20 protein-coding genes are annotated in these 23,864 nt (G+C 31.0%); 17 read left to right on the forward strand and 3 right to left on the reverse strand.

Features of this window, described 5'->3' with window-relative positions; translation table 11 throughout:
• Positions 1-86: 86 nt before the first annotated feature.
• Positions 87-1,724, reverse strand: coding sequence for an aspartate 4-decarboxylase (aspD, locus tag GXK57_RS19235; protein WP_160679454.1), 1,638 nt, complete (start codon positions 1,722-1,724; stop codon positions 87-89).
• Between the two features lie 403 nt (positions 1,725-2,127).
• Here aspD and GXK57_RS19240 point away from each other — a divergent pair, with 403 nt between their 5' ends.
• The gene (locus tag GXK57_RS19240; RefSeq protein ID WP_160679456.1) at positions 2,128-2,505 is read left to right on the forward strand and encodes a hypothetical protein; all 378 of its coding nucleotides are present in this window, start codon (positions 2,128-2,130) and stop codon (positions 2,503-2,505) included.
• An 80-nt stretch (positions 2,506-2,585) separates the two neighbouring features.
• Here the strand turns inward: GXK57_RS19240 and GXK57_RS19245 are convergent, their stop codons facing one another.
• A complete protein-coding gene (locus tag GXK57_RS19245) occupies positions 2,586-3,662 on the reverse strand; it encodes a lactonase family protein (protein WP_160679462.1) in 1,077 nt (358 codons plus the stop codon).
• A 119-nt stretch (positions 3,663-3,781) separates the two neighbouring features.
• Positions 3,782-4,093 carry a hypothetical protein gene (locus tag GXK57_RS19250; protein ID WP_160679464.1) on the reverse strand — a complete coding sequence of 104 codons (312 nt, stop codon included), beginning with the start codon at positions 4,091-4,093 and terminating at the stop codon, positions 3,782-3,784.
• A 355-nt stretch (positions 4,094-4,448) separates the two neighbouring features.
• On the opposite strand from GXK57_RS19250, the gene cax reads away from it, so the two are divergent.
• From cax to GXK57_RS19325, 16 genes are all read left to right on the forward strand, one after another.
• The gene (gene cax / locus GXK57_RS19255; protein ID WP_160679466.1) at positions 4,449-5,498 is read left to right on the forward strand and encodes a calcium/proton exchanger; all 1,050 of its coding nucleotides are present in this window, start codon (positions 4,449-4,451) and stop codon (positions 5,496-5,498) included.
• A gap of 220 nt (positions 5,499-5,718) precedes the next feature.
• On the forward strand, positions 5,719-6,024 hold the full coding sequence (locus tag GXK57_RS19260) for a hypothetical protein (protein ID WP_160679468.1): 306 nt from the start codon (positions 5,719-5,721) through the stop codon (positions 6,022-6,024).
• Positions 6,025-6,079: 55 nt separating this feature from the next.
• A complete protein-coding gene (locus GXK57_RS26920) occupies positions 6,080-6,211 on the forward strand; it encodes a hypothetical protein (RefSeq protein WP_279285519.1) in 132 nt (43 codons plus the stop codon).
• 96 nt (positions 6,212-6,307) lie between these two features.
• Positions 6,308-7,423: a tRNA 2-thiouridine(34) synthase MnmA gene (gene mnmA / locus GXK57_RS19265; RefSeq protein WP_160679470.1), complete on the forward strand. Its 1,116-nt coding sequence runs from the start codon at positions 6,308-6,310 to the stop codon at positions 7,421-7,423.
• A gap of 244 nt (positions 7,424-7,667) precedes the next feature.
• Positions 7,668-10,943, forward strand: coding sequence for a sensor histidine kinase (locus GXK57_RS19270; RefSeq protein WP_160679472.1), 3,276 nt, complete (start codon positions 7,668-7,670; stop codon positions 10,941-10,943).
• Positions 10,944-11,119: 176 nt separating this feature from the next.
• Complete coding sequence (locus tag GXK57_RS19275) at positions 11,120-11,611, forward strand: hypothetical protein (RefSeq protein ID WP_160679474.1); 492 nt, start codon at positions 11,120-11,122, stop codon at positions 11,609-11,611.
• Between the two features lie 166 nt (positions 11,612-11,777).
• The gene (locus tag GXK57_RS19280) at positions 11,778-12,212 is read left to right on the forward strand and encodes an Rrf2 family transcriptional regulator (RefSeq protein WP_160679476.1); all 435 of its coding nucleotides are present in this window, start codon (positions 11,778-11,780) and stop codon (positions 12,210-12,212) included.
• A 165-nt stretch (positions 12,213-12,377) separates the two neighbouring features.
• On the forward strand, positions 12,378-13,124 hold the full coding sequence (locus GXK57_RS19285) for a LytTR family DNA-binding domain-containing protein (RefSeq protein WP_160679478.1): 747 nt from the start codon (positions 12,378-12,380) through the stop codon (positions 13,122-13,124).
• A gap of 232 nt (positions 13,125-13,356) precedes the next feature.
• Positions 13,357-13,713, forward strand: coding sequence for a response regulator (locus tag GXK57_RS19290; protein ID WP_160679480.1), 357 nt, complete (start codon positions 13,357-13,359; stop codon positions 13,711-13,713).
• Positions 13,714-13,734: 21 nt separating this feature from the next.
• A complete protein-coding gene (locus tag GXK57_RS19295) occupies positions 13,735-15,795 on the forward strand; it encodes a chemotaxis protein CheA (RefSeq protein WP_160679482.1) in 2,061 nt (686 codons plus the stop codon).
• A gap of 16 nt (positions 15,796-15,811) precedes the next feature.
• A complete protein-coding gene (locus tag GXK57_RS19300) occupies positions 15,812-16,279 on the forward strand; it encodes a chemotaxis protein CheW (RefSeq protein WP_160679484.1) in 468 nt (155 codons plus the stop codon).
• Between the two features lie 22 nt (positions 16,280-16,301).
• Positions 16,302-18,377 carry a methyl-accepting chemotaxis protein gene (locus GXK57_RS19305; protein ID WP_160679486.1) on the forward strand — a complete coding sequence of 692 codons (2,076 nt, stop codon included), beginning with the start codon at positions 16,302-16,304 and terminating at the stop codon, positions 18,375-18,377.
• A 288-nt stretch (positions 18,378-18,665) separates the two neighbouring features.
• Positions 18,666-19,238, forward strand: coding sequence for a DUF3867 domain-containing protein (locus tag GXK57_RS19310; RefSeq protein ID WP_160679488.1), 573 nt, complete (start codon positions 18,666-18,668; stop codon positions 19,236-19,238).
• A gap of 570 nt (positions 19,239-19,808) precedes the next feature.
• Positions 19,809-20,894 carry a polyamine ABC transporter ATP-binding protein gene (gene potA, locus GXK57_RS19315; RefSeq protein WP_160679490.1) on the forward strand — a complete coding sequence of 362 codons (1,086 nt, stop codon included), beginning with the start codon at positions 19,809-19,811 and terminating at the stop codon, positions 20,892-20,894.
• A gap of 13 nt (positions 20,895-20,907) precedes the next feature.
• On the forward strand, positions 20,908-21,777 hold the full coding sequence (locus tag GXK57_RS19320; protein WP_160679492.1) for an ABC transporter permease subunit: 870 nt from the start codon (positions 20,908-20,910) through the stop codon (positions 21,775-21,777).
• A 2-nt stretch (positions 21,778-21,779) separates the two neighbouring features.
• Positions 21,780-23,618: an extracellular solute-binding protein gene (locus GXK57_RS19325; protein WP_160679494.1), complete on the forward strand. Its 1,839-nt coding sequence runs from the start codon at positions 21,780-21,782 to the stop codon at positions 23,616-23,618.
• Positions 23,619-23,864: the final 246 nt, after the last annotated feature.

Below are 23,864 nucleotides of genomic sequence, written 5' to 3' on the forward strand. Positions count from 1 at the left end.
CATCTAAGCATCGGATGACTGACCACTTAATTTCAACACGGTACTTTAACAGAGCTTTATTGTTAAAGAAATTATAAAATTTTATATTATACCTTAGCGAAAGATAGCTGCCATGAATGGACATATTCATCAAGTACTTTATGAAGGACTTCTCCTATCTTTGAGTAGGCTTCATCGCTAAGATTTGCTAGAGAAATTCTTATAGACCACTCAGGTCCATAGAAACCACTTCCGCTTAGAAGTACGATAGAAGATTCTTCTGCTAAGCGAAATAAAATATCAACAGGTTTATGATTTCTTTGAAGATATTCTGCAAATTCATCTCCATAGTAATGGCAGGCCCATTCTAATAAATCAAATTCAGTATAATAAGCAGCATCATATGGATCTTTTCTTAGTTCCAGACCTAATCCATCAAATAATAGTTTTTGTCTGCGATGACATATGTCAATTGTTTGCTTTTTATAGATATTATCTTTATCTAATAGAGCAAATATACAGAAAAATGCCATTTGAACCTGTTGAGGAGTAGAAAGCCCAGCAGTATGATTTAGCGCAACTTGACGACTGTCAGCAACAACTCTATCTATAAAAGGAATATTGTCAGGATCGGAAGATAAATCACCATATCTTAATCTAAGTTCCTCTTTAATAAACTCAGGCTGCATTCTAAGTAGTTTATCAAATAGATTTTTTTCATGAAGAGCTATGGTGCCTAATCGCCAGCCAGTTACACCAAAATATTTGGAGAAGGAATAGACTCCAATTGTGTTGTAAGGTAGATCCGCCATAATAGATCTAAAACCTGGAACAAAGGTACCATAAACATCGTCAGATATTATCATCAAGTTAGGATTATCATTTTCTACTATATTCATTATTACCTTAACTGAATCATTTCTCATGGCTACAGAAGGTGGATTGCTTGGGTTTACTACAAACAAAGCCTTAATTGATTTATCCTTTAGTTTTTCAAGTTCAGATACTGGATATTGCCATGTATGAGTTCCATCCTCAGTGAGTTCAGTAGCTCTTATCTTTATCACTTCAAAGTTATATCTAGGTAGAAGAGGAATCTCTAAATATGGGGTGAAAATTGGAGTCATAAGTGCTATCTTATCGCCTCTTGAAAGTAATTCGTTTGCGATTAGTGAGTCAAAAATGTAGCACATAGCTGCGGTGGCACCTTCGACAGCAAAAACATTAAATCTTCCTTCAGGAGGTTTGTTATAGCACATTTCTTGAACAAGATATTCATTGACTACCTGCTCTATATGAAAAAGCATTCTATCTGGACAAGGGTAATTGTCACCTATTATTCCATCAGCTAGCTCTTGAACCCATTCATCTCTATCAAAGCCTTTTTCTAATATTCCATAATCTATTATTCTTTTTAATAAATCTATACCTGGAGTGTTTTTATTATTTTCAATATAGTTATAAACTCTATTTGCGATACCTTTCTTTTTAGGCATCCCAGCTAAATCGCCTTCATTCCATGTACTTCTAGTTTCTTGAACAGCAAATAGCCCAAAGTTAAAAAAAGCCTCTCTTGGAGTAGCTGCAGTCCAGTTTGGATTTCCTCTACCTGCATCTAATAAAGTATGAGCACTTTTTTCTCTTTGTCCATTAGCTAAGCTAATTAACCTATTCTTAAATTCAAAAGGACTGATTTTTCCATAAATCTTTTCAAGTTCTTCTCTTTGAATATTGTAATTATCCATATTTTTCACCTCTCATGAAAATTAAGCTACAAGTTATATAAATTATGGCTATGTTAAACATAGTACTTTAACAGTGCAATAAAATCCTATGTCTTATAATTACCGATAACCATTGATATTATTAATTAAATTTATAATTTAAATTGAAGGGTTGAGATGAGTGGCCACTTAATTTTAAATGGCTATTTTAGTAGAGTATAAATTTTATTTATTTGTTCTTAGAATTTGGATAGATAAGATGACATATATTTTACTAAAGATGTACCTATCCAAGCTAAAAACTATTTTTAAAGCTCCTCAGGTTTGTGAGAGAAGAATTAAAAAATATAATTAAGCTTCCATATAGGAACTCTTTATATAGGACTTAGAAAAAATAAGAACTATTTAATTGTGAGGTGTTAAAATGAAACAGCATTTACTTGGAAGACAGTTAAAGGAAATTGAATATGAAGACAGGATAACTTTATTATCATTGGTTACAGGTTTAACAAGGGAATACCTTATGGATGAGTATACAAAGGATTGTAAAAATGAAGAGGAATTGCTTTTAAAATATGGATATGATGTTAAGGTTGGTGAGCTTATTGAAATAATTCAAGATTACACTGGCACATTTCCAGCACCAAGTATAAAAAATAAAAATTATGAAGTAATGGTAAGGGTTCAGGATAGTAAGGATTCAGACATTGAAATAAAATCAGGGGTTAAAGAAACTTATTGTGATGCTTTATATGAAATAGTAAAATTTCTTCTAAATAATGATTATATTGAACTGGTATAGTAATAATATGAAAATGTATATAAAAATTCGCTGAAATTTCTTCGGCGAATTTTTATAAGCTTAACACCATTAATATTGTTTTATAAATCCGAAATTGATATGCAAACAGGATTTGGTATGGTTAGTTCCTCATCTAGCTTAGTCAGCAAGCCAGTTTCAGAATTTACTTCATAGAATATAACAGAGTCAGTATTTTGGTTTGCAACAATTAAAAACTTTCCGCTTGGATCCAAGGAAAAGTCTCTTGGTCCCTTACCAAAGGTCGACACATGGTCAATAAAACTAATTAGACCTGTATGGTCGTCTATCTTAAAAATAGAGATGCTATCACTACCTCTGTTGGAGGTGTATAGGAATTTTCCGTTAGGAGAAATCCTTATTGCGGCTCCAAGATTAGCACCTGAAAAATCTTTAGGAAGAGTATTTACAGTTTGTAGCTTTTCTATGGTACAATCTTTTGGATTATAAGCATATGCTTCAACATCAGCACTAAGTTCATGGATAATATAGAAGTAGTTCAAGCTACAATGGAATACTAAATGTCTTGGTCCTGAGCCAGGTGCAGAAGGAATAATAATTTTATTATGTTTGTCCAAAGTTCCGGTAAGTTTGTTAAATGGATAGAATATTGTAGCATCTAATCCAAGATCTACAACTGCTAAAAACTTTTCATCTGGTGTTAATGCACAGTAATGTACATGAGGCTTTTCTTGACGATCAGCAACTACTCCAGAGCCTTTTCCTGTATGTGTTACAACTTCTGTAGGTTCAGATAAGCTGCCATCCTCACATATTCTCATTATAGTTATAGTTGCTTCATGGTAGTTCCCTGAGAAAACATAATTAAACTTTTTATCAAAGGAAAGGTGACAGGGAGATTTTCCTTCTGATAAGATTGTATTTATTTCACTAAGAGTGTTGTCGATATTTATCTTAAAGGCTCTTGTGCCTCCTAAATCTTCTTGTTTTATAACCGAATATAATAAGTTCTTTTCTCTACAGGTGGCAACGTAAGTTGGATTAATTAACTCTGCTACAAGCTGCAGATTACTTGTCTTACAAGTTTCGTGATTCAATTCAAAAGAGTATAAGCCCTTACTATCACCGTAGGTATAAGTTCCTACGTATACTAGGGAATTATTTCTATAATCATTCATAAATTTACCCTCCAATTTAATCTTCAATGTAATAATAAACTACCTAATAAAATTATAACTTAGTATAAATAGGTAGGTAAATGAAATCTTTACGCTACCTATTTTCTAAAATTGAAAATCTAGCCAAGAAACTCTGGCTTATCTTGATAATCAGAGCGAATAGCTTTTTGAATAATAGTAAACTCAACTTTATCACTTATATCCCCAACAGAAAATTCGTATATTGCCCCACAGTTCTTGCAGTGTAAAAAATCTTTTTCTTTAACTTTTTCTCTATTGTCAAACATAAAAGGAGTCTCTTCAGTTCTTTTTATTGCTTTTTCAGAATTTGAACTACTTATATCGTAAGTATAAACATAAGTGGCTTCACGTTTTATAACAAAATCTTCACTAGCGCATTTTTCGCATTTTAAGTTTCCATCTATAATCATAATAACGTCCCTTTCTTTTAATTCTAAAATATCTTATAGAAAAATTTTAACATTTTAATTTATATATATTATTGCTTTAAAAGAGTACTTTTAAACAAATTATATATTTTATATCTAAATGTATTTAAAGAATAATGCATATAATAATCGATGAAAGAAAAGGTTTTAATACGATTGATGATAAAATCCATATTTTCCAACTGTCCTTTATGGAATTATATGAGTGTTGAAAATATTTTACGAATAAGGTTTTGTTATATACGTAGATTTAGTATTGCAATTGTACAAATAATTTGGTAAATTGTTCAATATGAACAAAGGATAGATATTATTATATCTATGTGTAGGGGGAATTATGAAAAAATTATACTATTTACTTATTTTTATACCAATTTCATTTTTATCAAAAGATGTTTTTCACTTAAGCCCAATACTATCATTTATTTTTACTGCTCTAGCTATAGTTCCTTTAGCTGGACTTATGGGAGAAGCTACAGAAGAACTTTCAGTGTATTGTGGTTCAAGACTAGGGGGATTCTTGAATGCTACTTTTGGAAATGCTACAGAGCTAATACTGGCATTTTTCTCGTTAAAAGCTGGACTTCTTGAGGTAGTTAAGTCATCCCTTGCAGGATCTATAATAGGAAATATTTTGTTAGTACTAGGAGCAAGTATGTTTTTAGGTGGGACTAAATACAAGGTTCAAAAGTTTTCTAGAAATAGCATTAACTTTTCTCTAAGCATGCTTACTTTTGCTATAATAGGAGTAATGATACCAGCATTCTTTACAGATAATATATCTATTAAAGATGCCAATCCTGTTAATTATGAAAGCTTGAGCGTAATGATTGCTGTAATAATGCTACTAATATATTTAAGTAGCCTCTATTTCTCTTTCTTTACACATAAAGATATCTTTGGAACAGAGCATGAACCACTAACAGGTAAATGGAGTATGAAAAAAAGTATAATAGTTCTCGTACTGGCAACGATATTTGTAGCCTTTGAAAGTGAACTTTTAGTATCCAGTATAGAACCGATGACTGAGCAATTGCACTTAAGTAAGTTATTTGTGGGACTTATAATATTACCTATAATAGGCAATGCTGCTGAGCATTCAACTGCCATCGTTACTGCGTTAAAGAATAAGATGGATATAGCCGTTGAAATAGCTATAGGCTCTAGTCTTCAGATAATACTTTTTGTTACACCGGTTTTGGTACTGTTAAGTCTTTTCTTTACACCAATGGCTTTAATATTTAATAAATATGAGATGATTTCTCTGGTTTTGGCAGTTATAATTGCTAATAAGGTAGCCTATGATGGAGAGTCAAATTGGTTGGAAGGACTGCAACTAATAAGCGTCTATGTAATTCTTGCTGTTGCATGTTTTATAGTAGGGTAGGGCACATCTAAAGATGTACCACTTCAATCTGAAAACTATTTTCAGTTTTCCTCTGGTTTATGAGAATTAGTTTGAAAATATAAATTTTTAATGAAATGGTACGTCTATAAGTAAATCAATAGTTTATCTAAATATGTACCACAATAATTTTAATGCGATGTCTAAGACTAAGTTTGAAATTAAGTGGCACAGATAACAATATAAAATGAGGTGATAAACTTTGGCTAAGATAAATGCAAGAAATAATGATATTTTAAATACTGCAAAGAATAAGACTTCTCCAAAGATATATTCTATGTTGGTTGAGCTAATTAACAGCGGAGAGGATAGTTATGCAGAATTGGTTTTGAAGATTGACTATCTGCTGGAATATGCTAGCTCCTGTATAAAAGACAAGGATTGGGAAGAAGCAAGAGAAAGCTTGAGTAAAGCTAAAAGTAGAATAGAAACTTTAGAACAGAATAATATAGATACTGAATATCTTAGATATTTATATGAAGGAATACAAAATAAATGTAAAAGGTAAACTTCTTAATTGATGTTTTGATGGAATTATTATAGATTTTAGTACATATATATAAGTGATTAAAGTATTAAAGAATGCTTTTCTACCAGGAGGAGATAATATGCCTGATAAGGGAAAGAGTAAAAGTGGTTCATCAAAAAACAACGATAAGAAAAAAGATTCAAAAAAAGGTTCAAAGAAGAAATAAAAAAGCCAGCAGTTATGCCGGCTTTTTTCATTGCAAACAAACTTTAGGTATATTATAATACTTAACAAAACATTAAGGAAAGGTAGATATAAGGAAATGATAAAGGATCCTAAGGATACAAGAGTAGTGGTTGGTATGTCTGGTGGAGTAGATTCTTCAGTTTCAGCATTGCTTTTGAAGCAACAAGGCTATGAAGTTATAGGCGTTTTCATGAAGAACTGGGACGAAGAAGATGAAAGCGGAGTATGTACATCTGTGGATGACTATGATGATGTGAGAAGAGTGTGTCAAAAGCTTGACATACCATATTATACAGTGAATTTTGTTAAGGAATACTGGGATAGAGTATTTGAATATTTCTTATCAGAGTATAGAAAAGGAAGAACTCCTAATCCAGATGTAATGTGCAATAAAGAAATAAAATTTAAGGCTTTCTTGGAATTTGCAATGAAAGTAGGAGCGGATTATATTGCTATGGGGCATTATGCTCAGGTTGATTGTAAGGATGGAGAGTATAGACTTCTTAGAGGGAAGGATTCTAACAAAGATCAAACTTACTTCTTATGTGAATTGAATCAGTTTCAGCTTTCAAAGAGTATGTTTCCTATAGGACATCTTGAAAAGTCTAGGGTTAGAGAAATAGCCGCAGAGTACGGACTTTCTACTGCGAATAAAAAGGATAGTACTGGAGTTTGCTTTATAGGAGAACGTAATTTTGATAAGTTTTTAGATAATTATCTTCCAGCAAAGAAGGGGAAGATATTGACCTTGGACGGGGAACTAAAAGGTGAACATTTTGGACTAATGCATTATACTCTTGGACAAAGAAAAGGACTTGGAATAGGTGGAGAAGGTGAACCTTGGTTTGTAGCGGAGAAAGACCTTATAAACAACATACTATATGTAGCACAAGGTGAAAAAAATCCAAAGTTATACTCCTATGGATTAGTAGCTACTGAGATGAATTGGATTAGTGATAAAGAAATGTCCCAAAAGTTTAAATGTACTGCCAAGTTTAGGTATAGACAAAAAGATCAAAGTGTAACAGTTCATCTGAAGGAAGAAAATTCCTGTATAGTGGAATTTGATGAGCCTCAAAAGGCTATTACTCCAGGTCAGGTTGTAGTTTTTTATGATGGAGAAGTATGTTTAGGTGGAGGTATAATAGATACTTACTTCAAAAGTGAAGAACAATTAAAAAATATATTATAGTTAGTTAGATTTTTGCTAAAGAGTGGCTGTTAAAACAGTCACTCTTTATTTACGATTTAACATAAAAAGTGTTAATTATTTTTATATAACGTTAGGTTTTATCACTAATATTAAATAGAGGCGGTTTAATTAAGTAACAAGTTTGATTTTAACTTTAATTTGATTTTATTTACGACAAAAATACATAAATACTTGCAGTTTAAGTAACAAATAAGGTAAAATAAATGTATAATTATGTTGAAATATGATAAAAGGTGCAGAGGATAATCTTACAGCATTTGTAGGAGGGGTCTATATTAATAAAAGCATTTTTAAAAACACCATACAATTAATTGTTTTTATATTAGTAGTATCTATATTAGGTACTAAGGCTAAAGGCATTGAAAGCAACACAAAATTTAAAAGAGTAGAAATAGAAAAAGGATTGTCGCAAGCATCTGCACAGGTAATATTCCAGGACTCAAAGGGTTATATTTGGATAGGAACTTCTGACGGCGCTAATAGATATGATGGACAGCAATATAAAACCTATAAATATGAGCTTGATGACAGTAATAGTTTAACTTCTAATAATGTTGATGATATCGTACAAGATGACGATGGAGCTATATGGCTTGCAACTAGTAAGGGGTTAAATAGGCTGGATTCTAATACAGATAAAATTAAGAGGTATACAAGTAATTCAAATGATTCTAAGTCATTATCGGATAGCAATGTATGGGCATTGCTGAAAAGCAGAGATGGTAAGTTGTGGGTTGGAACAACTGCTGGCTTAGACTTATATGATAAAAATACCGATAGCTTCAATAGATATAATAACAATCCTTCAGATGATAATAGCTTGAGTAATGATTTTATAACCTGCTTGTTTGAGGATTTGGATGGAGTTATATGGATTGGAACAAAGAATGGTCTAAACTGTTATAATCCTAATACTAAGAAATTTACTCGTTATTATAGTAACCAATCTAATGATGCAGACCAGGATAGTAACTTTATTACAAAAATCTGTGAGGATAGTAGTGGAAACATATGGGTTGGTACTAACAGTAGCGGCATAAGAAAGTATAACAAGTACAAAGGAACTTATATAGAATATAAGAATAGTGAAGAGAAGAACTCTATACCTTCTAATAGTATCCAAGCTCTATTTAGAGATTCTCTTGGCAATATGTGGGTGGGGACTAAGAATGGATTGAGCAAATATGATAGCGTAACCAATAAATTCGCTAATTTCCAAAACAAGTATTATGATTCTACAAGCCTTGTTAATGATGATGTGGTAAGTATATATCAGGATAAGTCAGGACTTATTTGGATAGGTACTAACAAAGGAATAAGCACTTTTCAACCTCATATAAACTTTAAAAATTATACTAAGAATCCAGCTGAAGGCAATGGGTTAAGTGATGAAATGATTGGCGGGATATATGAAGATGAAGATAATATACTTTGGGTAGGAACCAACTCTGGTAAGCTAAACAGCATTAACAGAGACACTGGGGAAGTTAAATACTATAGTAGTCAATTAAATTCTAAGATAAACAGCTTAACTGGTGATAAGCAAGGGCACATATGGATTTCTACTATTGATGGACTTTATAAATTTGATAAAAATACATATCAATTTAAACTATATACAAAGACCTCAGATGAAAACTCCTTAACAGACAAAAATGTTAAGTATACTTATATAGGTAGGGATGGAGTTCTTTGGATTTGTACTAGGCAAGGGTTAGACTCCTTTAATGAGGTTACAGGTAAGTTTACTCATTATCAGGATATATTAAAAAAAAGCGGGGTATCAGATAATTTTATATCTTATGTTTTTGAAGATATGGATGGAATACTTTGGATAGGCTGTGGATTAGATGGTGGTCTAATAAAGTTTGACAAAACCACTAATAATATTAAGATATATAAAAGTAAAGATACTGACAACAATTCTCTTACATCAAATAGCATAAAGGCTATATCAGAAGATAAGCTTGGTAACTTGTGGATAGCAACAAATCACGGATTGAATAAGTTTAATAAAGAAAAAGAACAATTCGAAAGATATACTGAGAAAGACGGATTGGTTAATAATTATGTTTATGGAGTCCTATTGGACGACTATAATAATCCATGGGTAAGTACCAATGGGGGGATATCAAAGTTTGATGTAAATAAAGGTTCTTTTGTAAGCTATGATGAGTCAGATGGACTTCAAGGTAATGAGTTCAATGAATATTCCTTTTATAAAAGTAAGTCCGGAGAAATGTTTTTTGGAGGTATAAACGGTCTGAGCAGTTTTTATCCTTCTGAAATAATTGAAACAGGATATGTTCCGCAAACAATTATACAAAAACTTAAGGTTCTAAACAAAGAAGTAGAGATTTCCGATGAAATAAAGCTAAAATATAATGAAAATTATTTTAATTTTAATTTCTTCTTGGTTGACTATAAAAATACAGATAAAAATGAATATGCTTATATGCTTGAAGGTGTAGACAAGGATTGGGTATACTCCTCTAATAGAAATAGTGCGTCCTATACTAATATTGATAGTGGAACTTATGTATTCAAAGTTAAAGGGAAGAATAGTAGTGGAGTATGGAGTAAACCAGCAAGTATAAAGATTATAGTAAGTAAACCGCCATGGAGATCGGGATATGCTTATATGCTGTATTTTCTTGTCTTTGTTGTTATCGTGTACTTCATTTGGAATTACGTTAGTATACTTGAAAACTTAGTTAAGCAAAGAACTGTTGAGCTAAATAATAAGCTAAAGGAAAATGAAGTTCTATATGCTAAACTAATAGATAATGAGAAGATTAAGAATAACTATTTTGTTAATCTATCACATGAGCTAAAAACACCTTTAAATGTTATACTTTCTGCAGTTCAACTTATTAACAACTATGATGGTGACGAAAATAGGATAGGTAGAGAAAAGTTAAAAGATTACATGAATATTATTGATAGAAATTCTAATAGGCTTTTAAGGGTTATTAATGATATCATAGATTCCTCGAAAATAGAAGCTGGCCAATATAATATAAAAATAGAAGAGGTTGACATAGTTAATTTAGTGGAAGATACTGCACTTTCAATGAAAGAATATATAGAAAGTAATGGTATAGAGCTGATAATTGATCCTGAGGTTGAAGAAAAGAAAATTTTGTGTGATCCTAATGAAATAGAAAGATGTGTAGTTAATCTACTGTCCAATGCGACTAAATTTACAGATAAAGGTGGTAGGATAACGGTTTTACTAAATGATCTAGGAAATTCTGTTAGAATATCCGTTAAAGATACTGGTATTGGTATATCTGAAGAAAACCAACGCATCATATTTCAGCGCTTTGGACAAGTAGACAGTAAGAGTGTTAGAAATAAGATGGGTAGTGGCATAGGTCTTACTTTGGTGAAGCATTTAGCTGATTTACATAAAGGTACTGTAGAAGTGAAAAGTAAATTAAAACAAGGTAGTGAGTTTATAATAACTCTACCTGTAAATCCACAAGAGGATATATAGAAGACCTGTGAATATTCTAATAATAAGCACTTCAATGAAGAGTTGGAGTGCTTATTATATTTACTTCGATTTAAGCTGACGATGTTGTTAAAGGTGAATATAATTTGAATATAACAATAACAAATTTGAATTATAATAAATATAATATTATAATCAATTAAATCAGGGTGAGTTTGTTGGGGAAAAGAAGAAGCAATCAGATAAGTAGTGAATTTAGTAATATATATTACAATGAAAATAGAGTATTTGCTTTCTTGAGTGGTTATATCGCTAATGGTAATGCTATAGTGCCATTTGCAGCTTCAAACATACAAATAAGTTTAAGAAGTTTTTTAATTGGATTGGCTGTTCATTTAAAAGAAAATGATGGAGAACTTTTAGATTTTGATAATGATGTCATTACTGATGATCCTATAAATAGGTGCTTATTTCCTAGCGGAGGTCAAGATGAAAATAGATTTGTAGGAATATTATCAGTTTATAGTTCTAATGGTAATGCCATTGCACCAAGTCTCAACTACAACATACAGATAAGCTTAAAAACTTTTATAATAGTAATGTTGAGTTATTATAGAGAGGCAATTCCTCAGTTACACTTTAAGAATAATGACTATGTACTTCCGGAAAAAGTTAATAAGATACTTGAGAGATTATTTATAGTTGGATAGAAATTCTATTAGAAGTAGACTTTAAATAGTATAACTAAGGTTGATTATATTATTTCAAATTTTGTATAATGTATATATGATATTTTAAAGTATATTTTTTGTTAAGATATAAAGTTATAAATATGTAGGTAAATAAAAAACATAAGAATGTAGGATGGGTGATTTTGTGAAAGTTTCAACTAAAGGAAGATATGGACTAAAAGCATTGATAGATTTAGCTATTAACTCAGGTGAAGAAACAGTTACTATCAAAAGTATTTCTGAAAGACAAAATATATCAGAAGGTTATTTGGAGCAAATATTTTGTGTTTTGAGAAGAAGTGGTTTGGTTATAGGAAGAAAAGGGGCACAAGGAGGGTATTCTCTATCTAAGACTCCGGCAGATGTAACAATAGGTGAAATACTCAGAATATTGGAAGGAAGCTTAGTGTTAGTAGATATCAACCATGATAAGGATATTGATAGTTTGGACAAATGTATAAATGATAATCTTTGGGATATGATAAATAAGAAAATAAATAACTATTTTGATTCTATAACCCTTGAAGATTTGGTTAACAAATATAAGGATAGCACTGATAATATAGTGTATTTTATTTAAGATGAAAATTATTATGAGTTTTTGTAAAGGGCTTTATTTTAAAATAAAGCCCTTTAATTTTAAATGAAAAGTATAATAGTTCTTTGTTAAAGTATAATTGTAAACTATATTAAATGCGGTCTGCAATGAAAAAACAAGAGATGAAGTTATTTGGTAGGAGAAGATATGCTAAATATTTATATATGCGATAGTAACGAAAAGTCTAGAAAGAATACAGAAGAAGTTATTGATAGAATAATAAAAAAACATAATATAGAAGCAGTTATTGCTATTAGTACTGCTAAGCCTGAGGATATTATCAATAAAGCTTATCAAGCCAGAGAAAATAATGTGTATATAATTGACACTAAGCTTGAAGGCAATATGAATGGCTTTAGCTTAGGGAGAGAAATAAGAAATTTTGATGTTGAGGGATATATAATATTTCTTACAAGATACATTGAACTAATTATGCTAACTTTTGATTATAAATTAAGAGTATTGGACTATATAAATAAAGAAGACCCTGGGAAGGTTAGAACTAGATTGGAAGAGTGTTTAATAAAATGCAATTATGAAGTTATAAACATTAAAAAAAAGAGTGAAAGTAAAAATCTAAGAATAAAAGCTTTTAATAAAATTATAAATATTAGTCAATACGATATAGAATATATAGAAACTATTGATTCTAATCACAAGCTTAGAATAAGAACAGTAAGTAAGGAAATTGAAGCTTATGGGACTCTTAAGGATATACAAAAGCATTTAGATAATAATATTTTTGTTCGTTGTCACAGGTCCTATATAGTAAACATGAATCAAATTTTAGAAATAGACAAGAGTAAGCATGTGGTTATTACTAAAAGTGGTAGTTTATGTTATGTGTCTAAAAGTTTTATGAAAGATTTTATAGATAAGACAGAGGAGTTTTAAATATATATAATTATTTAGTGTTTTAATTATAGTTTTAATCATATTAATGTTTAGATTAAAATCAAATGTCTTGAAACAGCTTTATTTATACTTTATGCAAAAAATAATTTGAATTAAAGATGTAGAAAACCTTTACAAAGGTATACGGATGAAATTAATATTCATTACTGTGTTAATATTAAGAAAATAAATACGATATTAATAGTGTTGGATATTAAATTGAGGTGCTGAAATGAAAAAGGTAATGATTGTTGATGATTCAAGTTTTTTGAGATTAAGTTTAAAGAAACTATTAGAAAGTGCTGGTTTTGAGGTTGTTGCAGAGGCAGCAGATGGTCTGGAAGCCTTAGAAAAGTATAATACTTATAAACCAGATATAATGTCAATGGATATAACTATGCCTAACTTAAATGGTATAGACACTATAAAGGAACTTAAGGCAATAGATAAAAATGTAAAGATTATAGTGGTTTCTTCATTGGGTCATGAAGATCAAGTAAAGAAAGCTTTTTTAGCTGGTGCTGTCAATTTTGTTGTAAAGCCTTTTAAAGAAGAATTTATAAAAGAGGCCTTCAGTAAAGTCATATAACTGATTGGGGTGAATAGTTTAATGGGTGAGTCTTTTGATAAAGAAATAGTAGAGCTTTATATTTCTGAGACAAGCAGTCTTGTAGAGGGGCTAGAAAGAATATCTTTAGAAATAAGTGATTGTTCAGTGCTTTATGAGAATATTAATGAAATATTTAGAGTTATGCATACTATAAAAGGAAATTCAGCTATAATGAATTTTTCTGCAATAGCCAATTATGCTCATTCTTTAGAAGACTTGTTTGATAAATTGAGAAATCTAAAGTTAATGAATGTAGAGTGTTCAAAAATATCAGATTTTATATTGAGTTTTATAGACTATGTGTCTAGGCAATTAGAAGTTATTGAAAATGGAGATATGCCTTCTGAATCCTCAGAGGCATATGTCATTGATATAAAGGAGTATTTGGCTCTTTTATGCAACAATGTGTCAGAATATTCTGGAAAAGAGGCACCTTCCACATCTTCATTAACAATGGAGTTTAACATAAGCTTTTTAGAAGGATGTGGAATGGAGAATATTAGAGCTTTCACTATTGTTCACAACTTGAAAGATATGGGAAAGGTTTTAGAATATAAGCCTAAGGATATTGAAGAAAATGAAAAATCCATGGATGAGATAATAAAAGATGGATTTTATATTAAACTTCAATGTGAACATAGTGAAGAAAAGGTATTAGAAACCATAAATGAAATAGCTTTTATAAAAGAAATAAAAGTTATTAAAGACAAGGTTGATAATATAGATAATAGAAGTTCTAGTATTACAAAGGAAGTATTAGATAAAGAACAGAATAACAATAAGAATGAAGTTATAAGTACTGAAAGTTCAGTTGTTGAAAAAAATGTAGAGGATATAAAGACTGAAACGATTCCTTGTAAGTCTAATGAATGTAAGTCAGAAGAGCAAAAGAAGCACAAGGTAAAAAATGAAACATTAAGTGTGGATGTAGACAAGTTAGATTATTTATTTGATTTAGTAGGAGAAATAGCTATAGCTGAAGCTGCTGTAACAAAGAATAAATTAATTTCTGATATAGAGGCGGAAGAAGATGAAACTTTTAATAAAGCAGTTAGAAATTTAAGAAAGCTTATAGATAATATGCAGAATACTGTAATGGCTATAAGAATGGTTCCTCTTGCATCTACCTTTCAAAAGATGCATAGGTTAGTTAGGGACATGAGTAAAAAGCTTAATAAAGATGTAGAACTTGAAATAATTGGTGAAGAGACAGAAGTAGATAAAAGCGTCATAGAGCATATCTCCGATCCCTTAATGCATATTATTAGGAATTCAATGGATCATGGGGTAGAAGATCCAAAGGAAAGAGTTACAGCTAATAAATCACCAAAAGGAAAAATTACCTTAGAAGCTAAAAATATGGAGGGATATGTTTGGGTTGTTATAAAGGATGATGGAAAAGGACTGGATAAAAATAAGATATATGAGAAAGCAGTAGATAGAGGAATAACAAATAAAAATATAGAGGAGTTAAGTGATGAAGAAATATTCTCCTTCATATTTGCAGCAGGTCTGTCAACTAATGAAAACGTTACCGAGTATTCTGGAAGAGGGGTTGGAATGGATGTTGTAACTAAGAATATTGAAAAGGTAAGAGGAAAGGTAAGTGTTGAAAGCACACAGAATGTAGGTACCACTATATACATAAAGATACCTCTTACACTTGCAATAATACAAGGAATGTTTGTAAAAGTTGGACAAAGTCAATTTGTAATCCCAACCAATTTTATAAAAGAATGCTTTAGGGAGAGCACAAACGAAATAATTACTGACCATAATGGAAAAGAGATGGTCTATATAAGAGGAAAAACCTATGAACTTATAAGATTATCCAATTACTTTGCCATAAATGGTTTAAAGGGTAGGACTAAAGAAGGAATAGTTATAATGACCGAGTATGAATCGAAAGTAAAATGTATATTTGTAGATGAACTTTTAGGAGAACAGCAAATAGTAATAAAGCCATTACCTGAAATGTTTAAACATTTAAAATATATAACTGGCTGCACCATAATGGGAGATGGAACTATATCTTTAATTATTGATATGACTACAATTTAGCTATGGAGGTGGAAATATGAGTAACTATTTTGAAGAGCAAATAGAAGAAAATGATACTATTAGCGAAAAATATATAACTTTCTATATTGATAAAGAATTCTATGCTATAGAAATAAAATATGTTTTAGAGATAATAGGCATACAACCGATAACGGAAATACCTAAGACTCCAGAGTTTATAAAAGGAATAATCAATCTTAGAGGTAAGATAATACCGGTGATGGATGTGAGGACAAAGTTTAATAAAGAGTTTATTCAGTATCATGAAAGAACCTGCATAATCGTAGTTGAGGTGGATAGAATTCCTACAGGGCTTATAGTAGATGGAGTTTCAGAAGTGTTAAAAATAGAAGACCATATGATATCTGCTGTACCAAGTCAGGAGCATGAACATACCTATATAAAGGGAATAGGAAGAATTGGAGAAGATATAAGAATAATATTAGACTGTAAAGAATTAATAAATGGAATAGAAATATACTAAAGATAAAAAGGGGAAGGTAATTATGAAGTTTTTTAACAATCTTAGAATAGGTACAAAAATAATAGCTGGTTTCATAATTATAGCATTTTTAACAGCAATAATGGGAGTATTTACATATGTTAATTTCTCTAAGATAGATAAGGCTGATACTGAGCTTTATGAGAATAATACGAAAGCAATTTCAAGCTTAGGAAACGCAGAAGTGGCATATCAAAGAATGAGAGTAAATATAAGAGAATATTTGGACAACGATCAAGCTGGAAAAGAGAAGAACTTGACAAAGATAACAGAGTTAAAGGCAGAAGTAGAAAAGGATTTGACTGATTTTAAGAAGACAATAGATAATGAAAATAAGAATACACAACTAGAAGAACTTCAAAAAAGTATTAATAGTACATATGATTTGTGGAATAATGTTATAGCTATGGTTAAGGATAACAAAGTTGATCAAGCTAGACAAGAATTATTTGTAAATGGTAAGACTATTGCTTTAGCTACAGATGATCAATTCAATAAGATGGTTACTATTAATTTAAAAGAGGCTTCAAATAAATCTGATACAAATAGCGATACTGCATATAAGAGTAAACTTATAATAATAGTACTTTCTGTTTCAGTCAGTGCTATAGCATTGATATTAGGATGGGTTATATCAAGAAGTATAAGTAATCCAGTTAAGAAACTTACTGAAAATGCTAGAAAGCTTTCAAAAGGTGATATAGAAGTAGAGAAAGTTGTAATAGACGGAAAAGATGAAATAGCAGAACTGTTCAGAGCTTTCGAAAGTATGATAGAAAATATAAAAGATCAAGCACAGGTTACTGAGAAGTTAGCTAAAGGGGAATACTATGATAGCATAGAAACTAAGTCAGAAAAGGATGTGCTTGGCATTAGTTTAGGAAAGCTAAACACTAATATAAAAAATATATTAGCAGAGACTAATATGCTTATAGCGGCAGCTAAAGATGGACAACTTAGTAAAAGAGGAGATGGAACAAAGTTTAATGGTGGATGGAGCGTTCTTGTTACTGGAGTTAATGAATTGTTAGATGAAGTGTTAAAACCTATTAGCGAAGCCTCAGAGGTATTGAAACAAGTATCTAATGGAAACTTGAATGTGGCTGTCACAGGAGAATATAAAGGTGATCATGCTATAATAAAGAAGAATTTAAATACAACAATAATTAACCTAAGAGGTTATATTGAGGATATTAGCTATGCGCTAACAGAAATGTCTTCAGGAAATCTATCAATAAGCATTTCAAAAGAATACTTAGGAGACTTTAAACAAATAAAGGATTCTATAAACAACATAGTCCAATCTTTTAATGAAACTCTAAAAGAGATAAGTGATGTATCAGAACAGGTTGCTAGTGGTGCGGGTATGATCTCTAATTCAGCACAGTCTATGGCTTCAGCAGCTACAGAACAAGCCAGTGTTGTGGAAGAGATAACAGCTTCAATCACTGAAATAGCTTCACAAACTACAGAAAACTCTGCCAATGTAAATAGAGCTAATAGCATTGCTACAGAGGCTAGTGTAAATGCTATTAAAGGAAATGAACATATGAAGGAAATGCTTTTATCCATGGAAGATATAAATAGATCAGCTATAGATATATCTAAAATTATAAAGGTAATTGATGAAATAGCCTTCCAAACTAACATATTAGCATTAAATGCAGCAGTAGAAGCAGCAAGAGCAGGGCAACAAGGAAAAGGCTTTGCAGTAGTAGCTGATGAAGTTAGAAACCTAGCAGCAAGAAGTTCAAAGGCTGCAAAAGAAACTACTGAACTTATAGAGTCTTCTATATCAAAGGCGGAGTCTGGAAAGATTATAGCGAATGAAACTGCTAAGGTTTTAGATGAGATAGTAGGTAAGATTAGTTCTGTTGCTGAAATAATGGAACAAATATCAGAAGCTTCAAGTGAGCAGGCAACAGCAAGCTCACAAGTAAATCAAGCGATAGAAGAAGTGGCAGAGACTACTCAAGTTAACTCTACAAGCATTGAAGAAAGTGCATCTGCAAGTGAAGAACTGTCTCTTCAAGCTAATCTTCTTAAGGAAAAAGTTGCAAGATTTAAGTTTAAGAACTAGGTTAGTTTAAATATTATATTTATAAAAATTGCTAGTGGAACTTTCATTGGCAATTTTTTTTTTTTTTCTGTGTAAGAAGTTATAAAATTTTATATGTAGTGGTTTGTATAAAAAAAATGAATATAAGCCGAAAATATTTAATAGCATATTAAGTTATATTTGATATAATTATATAAAGATTATGAATTTACTAACATTTTAATGTAACTGAGTTAATGATAATTACTAAGTGCTGATACTTATAGGGCACAATCATATAAAATTAAGTTTTGAGAGGAGCTTTAATAAATGGATGATAAGATAGTGGATTTTAACGAGCTGAAGAATAAAGCAAAAGACAAGGATGTAGATAAGTTTGAAGAATACATGTATGGTTTATACTATTCTGTTGCAGAAGGCAAATTATCTATGGCTGACTTTACAAAGAATATTATGAAGTATATGGAAGATAATAATATTTCTCAAGAGAAGTTCTTCAATATGCAAAAAAAGCTTATGGAGAGATATGGATTTGATTCCAGTTTCTTAGAAAATCAAATGAAGGCCTTTGGTATTGATCCTAATTCTCTGGGCAATATTGGAGCAAATCAAAATTATGAAGTTATGAGAAAGACTATGAGTTTTACAGAAAAATATAATGGAAGAACAATTGCTAAAAATGTGGTTACCTATAGTATATTAAACGAAGTAAATGACTTAGAATTAATAATGGAAGGTAAAAATGTTTTACTTAAAAGCAGTAAAAAAATTGACTTGAAAGATGTAGAATTAAATGAGTTTTTATGTTCTTATAAGAAACTACAAGAAGATAATAATTTAAAGATATCTATTTGTGAAAATGTAGCTGAATATGATTATTAAAAGTTTTTGAAACACTGATGAATTTTCATTGGTGTTTCTTGCTGCTAAGATAATAATAAAATTTTTCTTATATAAAGATAGCGATAACAAGTAGTTATAGCAGCTTTTTAAGACTAATAGTAAAAGAAACTATGGAGTATGGCTCAATTTCTCATATGTATTTGAAAAGTCAGATGATAAAAAGAGCTAAGGAAAATAGTTTTAGAAAGTTTTCGATCTATACTTGGCTTTGTGAAAAAATATACAATTATATTGTAAATTTATAAAATTATCTTAGAAAACAGTATCAGAAACAATGATTTTTAGTTTATATTATAAATTTGAAAAAAAATATTAAAAATACAGACGAAATCAAGAATTTGTTATTGATATTTGCACTGTAATATGCTATATTTTTCTACAGTTATAAATCTATCCAGTTATGAATAATTATAACTACTGATGAATAAATATTTGTTTGTTTATTCCATCGCGTATTAAATAAAACTTCTTTTTTGGTGCAATGATGCCATTAAGGGGTTTTTCTTTTTTCTTAAACTTGTAAATTAAAAAAGAAGGAGTTGTTAAGGTGTGACAGAGGATGTTTTTCTTCAATTGTCAAATGTTAGTAAGAGCTTTGATCGAGGTGAAAATGTTATAAGTGATTTGAACCTTGATATTAGAAAAGGAGAGTTTCTAACTCTACTTGGTCCAAGTGGATGCGGTAAGACGACTACACTTAGAATGATTGCTGGTTTTGAGTCGCCAACTCACGGTGATATTACCATTGATGGAGATAATATGACTAATAAATCTCCGCATGAAAGATGTGTAAATACTGTATTTCAAAATTATGCATTATTTCCACATATGAATATTTTTGATAATATAGCCTTTGGGTTGAAAATGAAAAAAGTGCCTAAAAGTGAAATTAAGAGTAAAGTAGAAGAAATGCTAGTAATGGTCCAACTAGAAGGTTTTGAAAATAGAATGCCTTCGCAATTAAGTGGTGGACAGATGCAGCGTGTAGCTATAGCTAGGGCTGTTATAAATAACCCTAAGGTATTACTCTTAGATGAACCGCTAGGCGCATTGGATTTAAAGCTTAGAAAGCAGATGCAATTGGAACTTAAGCATCTTCAGAAGCAGCTTGGTATAACTTTTATATTTGTTACTCATGATCAAGAAGAAGCATTGACTATGTCTGACAGAATAGTGGTCATGAATAAAGGAAACATAGAACAGATAGGAACTCCAGAAGAATTGTACGAAACTCCAAAGACGAGATTTGTTGCTGACTTCTTAGGAGAAACTAATCTTTTGGATGGCGAAGCTATTAAGATTAAGGAGACAGAAGTTCTTCTTAACTTAGAAAAGGAAGAGGATATAATAAGAATTCCTAATAGGGATTATTCTTTAGGAGAGAAGTTTACAGTTTCAGTAAGACCAGAGAGAATAAAGATAAAGAATAAGCCTGAAGATAGTGACGTATGGCTTCAATGTAAATTTAAAGAGAGAATATACATAGGATCAAGTGTTAGAACTATAATGACTTTAAAAAATGGTAAAGAGATTGTTGTAAGTGAACAAATAGGATATGACTTTAAGTTTGAAGATCCAAAGAAAGATATTTTTGTGACTTGGAATCCTAAAAACACTGTTGTTATGAAGGCATAAAGAGGTGAAGAAAATGAAAAAGAAATTTTCGAAAAGTAACCTTTTAGGAGGAATAATAACTACAGCACCAGTAGCTTTATGGATGTTAGGTTTTTTCTTAATTCCATTGGTACTTATAGTTGTAGTAAGTTTTTGTACTAGAGGAGAGGTTGGAGATATAGTTTATGCTTTTACTCCAAGTAATTACACAAAGCTTGCAAACCCTCTTTATGTAACAATATTTTTTAAGTCTTTACTTATCGCAATACTAACTACTGTAACCTGCTTAGTATTTGGATATCCTTTTGCATTTATAATAGCAAGAGCTAACAAGAAATTAAAGCCAATACTTTTGCTTCTTATAGTACTTCCGTTTTGGACAAACTCTTTAGTTAGAACTTATGCTATGATCATTTTACTTCGTACAGAGGGGATTATAAATACGTTGCTACTAGATATGAAGCTAATAAGTACGCCTCTTCATCTTATGTACAACAATACTGCCGTGATAATTGGAATGCTTTATATGATGTTTCCATTTATGGTGTTGCCATTGTATTCTTCTATAGAAAAGTTGGATATTAGGGTGCTTGAGGCAGCGGATGATTTGGGTGCTGGACCTATAAACAAGTTTCTAAAAGTAACCTTGCCATTAACTAAAGGTGGAGTGCTTTCAGGCTCTTTGCTGGTTTTTGTTCCGACTTTAGGATTGTTTTTTATTACTGACTTAATGGGTGGAAGTAAAGTGGTTCTTATGAGTAACCTTATTAAAAATCAATTTTTGACAGCGAGAAATTGGCCTTTTGGAGCTGCAATTTCTGTAGTTCTTATAGTTATAATGATTATAATTATAGCCTTCTATACAAAGCTCGGTGGCAAGGTAGATAAAAGGGAGGTGCTATAATTATGAAAAAGAAAAAAGGTAATGTATTAAAGGTGTCTTATGCCTTTTTAATGTATATGTTTCTGTATGTGCCTATAATGGTTTTAATAGCATTTTCCTTCAATTCATCGAAGCTTAATGTTGTTTGGACTGGATTTACCTTTAAGTGGTATCAAAGTTTGATACACAATGTAGGTATCTTAGAGGCAGTTAAGAACTCCTTTATAATAGCAATAGTAAGTACGTTAATATCTGTAATAATTGGAACCCTAGCTGCAGTAGGATTATATAGATATGAGTTCAGAGGGAAAAAGTTTCTAGATACAGTTTTATATATACCTCTAGTTATTCCAGAGATAGTTATGGGTATTTCTCTACTTGCCTTCTTCTCTATAGTAAAGATGGACTTAGGAAAACTAACCCTTATAATAGCTCATGTTACTTTTAGTGTAGCTTATGTAGTTGCTGTAGTGAAGACAAGACTAGATGGCTTTGACAAATCCGTAGAAGAAGCTGCTATGGATTTAGGAGCAAGCGCTTTAAAAACTTTCTTTTATGTGACACTACCTATAATAATGCCTGGAGTTATAGCTGGGGGACTTTTAGCTTTTACATTGTCACTGGATGATGTTATCATAAGTTTCTTTGTAGCTGGGCCAGGAAGTGTAACTTTACCTCTAAAGATATTCTCTATGGTTAAGTTTGGTGTAACTCCTGAAATAAATGCACTGTCCACTATTATATTAGTTTTTACAGTTGTAATAATAATACTTTCTGTAATTATGAGAAATGTAAATTTGAGCATGAAAAAAGTTGGGACTATACTTACCGCTATTTTTGTATTGGTTGGAGGTTCCGGTTATGGGGTGTGGGCTTTTGCTAAGGCTAATGAAGCTCCAAAGCAAATACTTAATGTATTTAACTGGTCAGAGTATTTGCCTCAATCTGTTATCGATAAGTTTGAGCAAACCTACAATATAAAAGTAAATTATAGTACTTTCTCATCTAATGAAGAAATGCTTGCAAAGCTTATGGCTGGCGGTGGGCAGTATGATATAGCCGTGGCTAGTGACTTTATGGTGGAGATATTAAAGAAGCAACAGCTTATTGAACCAATGAATACAGCTAACTTACCTAATATGAAGAATATTGGCAGTCAGTTCTTAAATCTGCCTTTTGATGAAGGAAACAAATACAGTGTTCCTTATATGTGGCTAGCTGGAATAATTGCTTATGACAGCTCAAAGGTTTCGGAAGGAAGCATAACTAGTTATGCAGATTTATGGAAACCAGAGTTTAAAGGATCTCTAACAGTTTTAGATGATGAGAGAGTTATCATTGGTATGACCTTGAAAAGATTAGGTTATTCATTAAATGAAACAAGCCCTGAGGCTCTAAATAAAGCTAAGGAAGAGCTTAAAAAACTTCAGCCTAATATTAAGTCTTATGACAGTGATAGTCCAAAAACTAGCTTGATAAATGGGGAATCAAAAGCTATATTTGCTTGGGGAGCAGAAGCAAGTCTAGCTAGAAGAGATAATCCTAATGTCAAATATGTTATACCAAAGGAAGGGCTTTTCTTACAACAGGATAACTTTGTTATACCTAAGGGAGCGAAAAATGTAAAGGCCGCTGAGCAGTTTATTAATTTTATCATGGAACCTGAAATAAGTGCTGAAATATCTCAGTATTTCCCTTATGGAAATCCTAATACAGCTGCTTATCCATATATAGGAGACGAAATAATGAAGGATAAAGCTGTTTACCCTTCAGATACTGATCTTAAGAAGGGTGAGTACCTAAAGGATATAGGTGATCATGTAACTGAATTTGATAAGATATGGTCCGAGGTTAAGCAATAGCCTACAGTAGGTGTATTTTATTAGGCTAATAATAGTACTATGAATATAAAGTAATATCAGACTACAGATCATTATGATTACTAGGTCTGATATTACTTTTTGCTTTCCGTGAAGGTATATAATTTTTTTAGCTAAACCAAGTGGCTTCAAGAGCTTAGAAGTTTTTTTAATATAAAGTAAGGAAGTGAAAAATGTTCCATAAGAACTCTTTTTCAATATGGATTGGAAAAGGCAGATTCACAAAAA

Source organism: Clostridium sp. C8-1-8 (assembly GCF_009928445.1).
Taxonomy (GTDB): Bacteria; Bacillota; Clostridia; order Clostridiales; family Clostridiaceae; genus Clostridium_AR.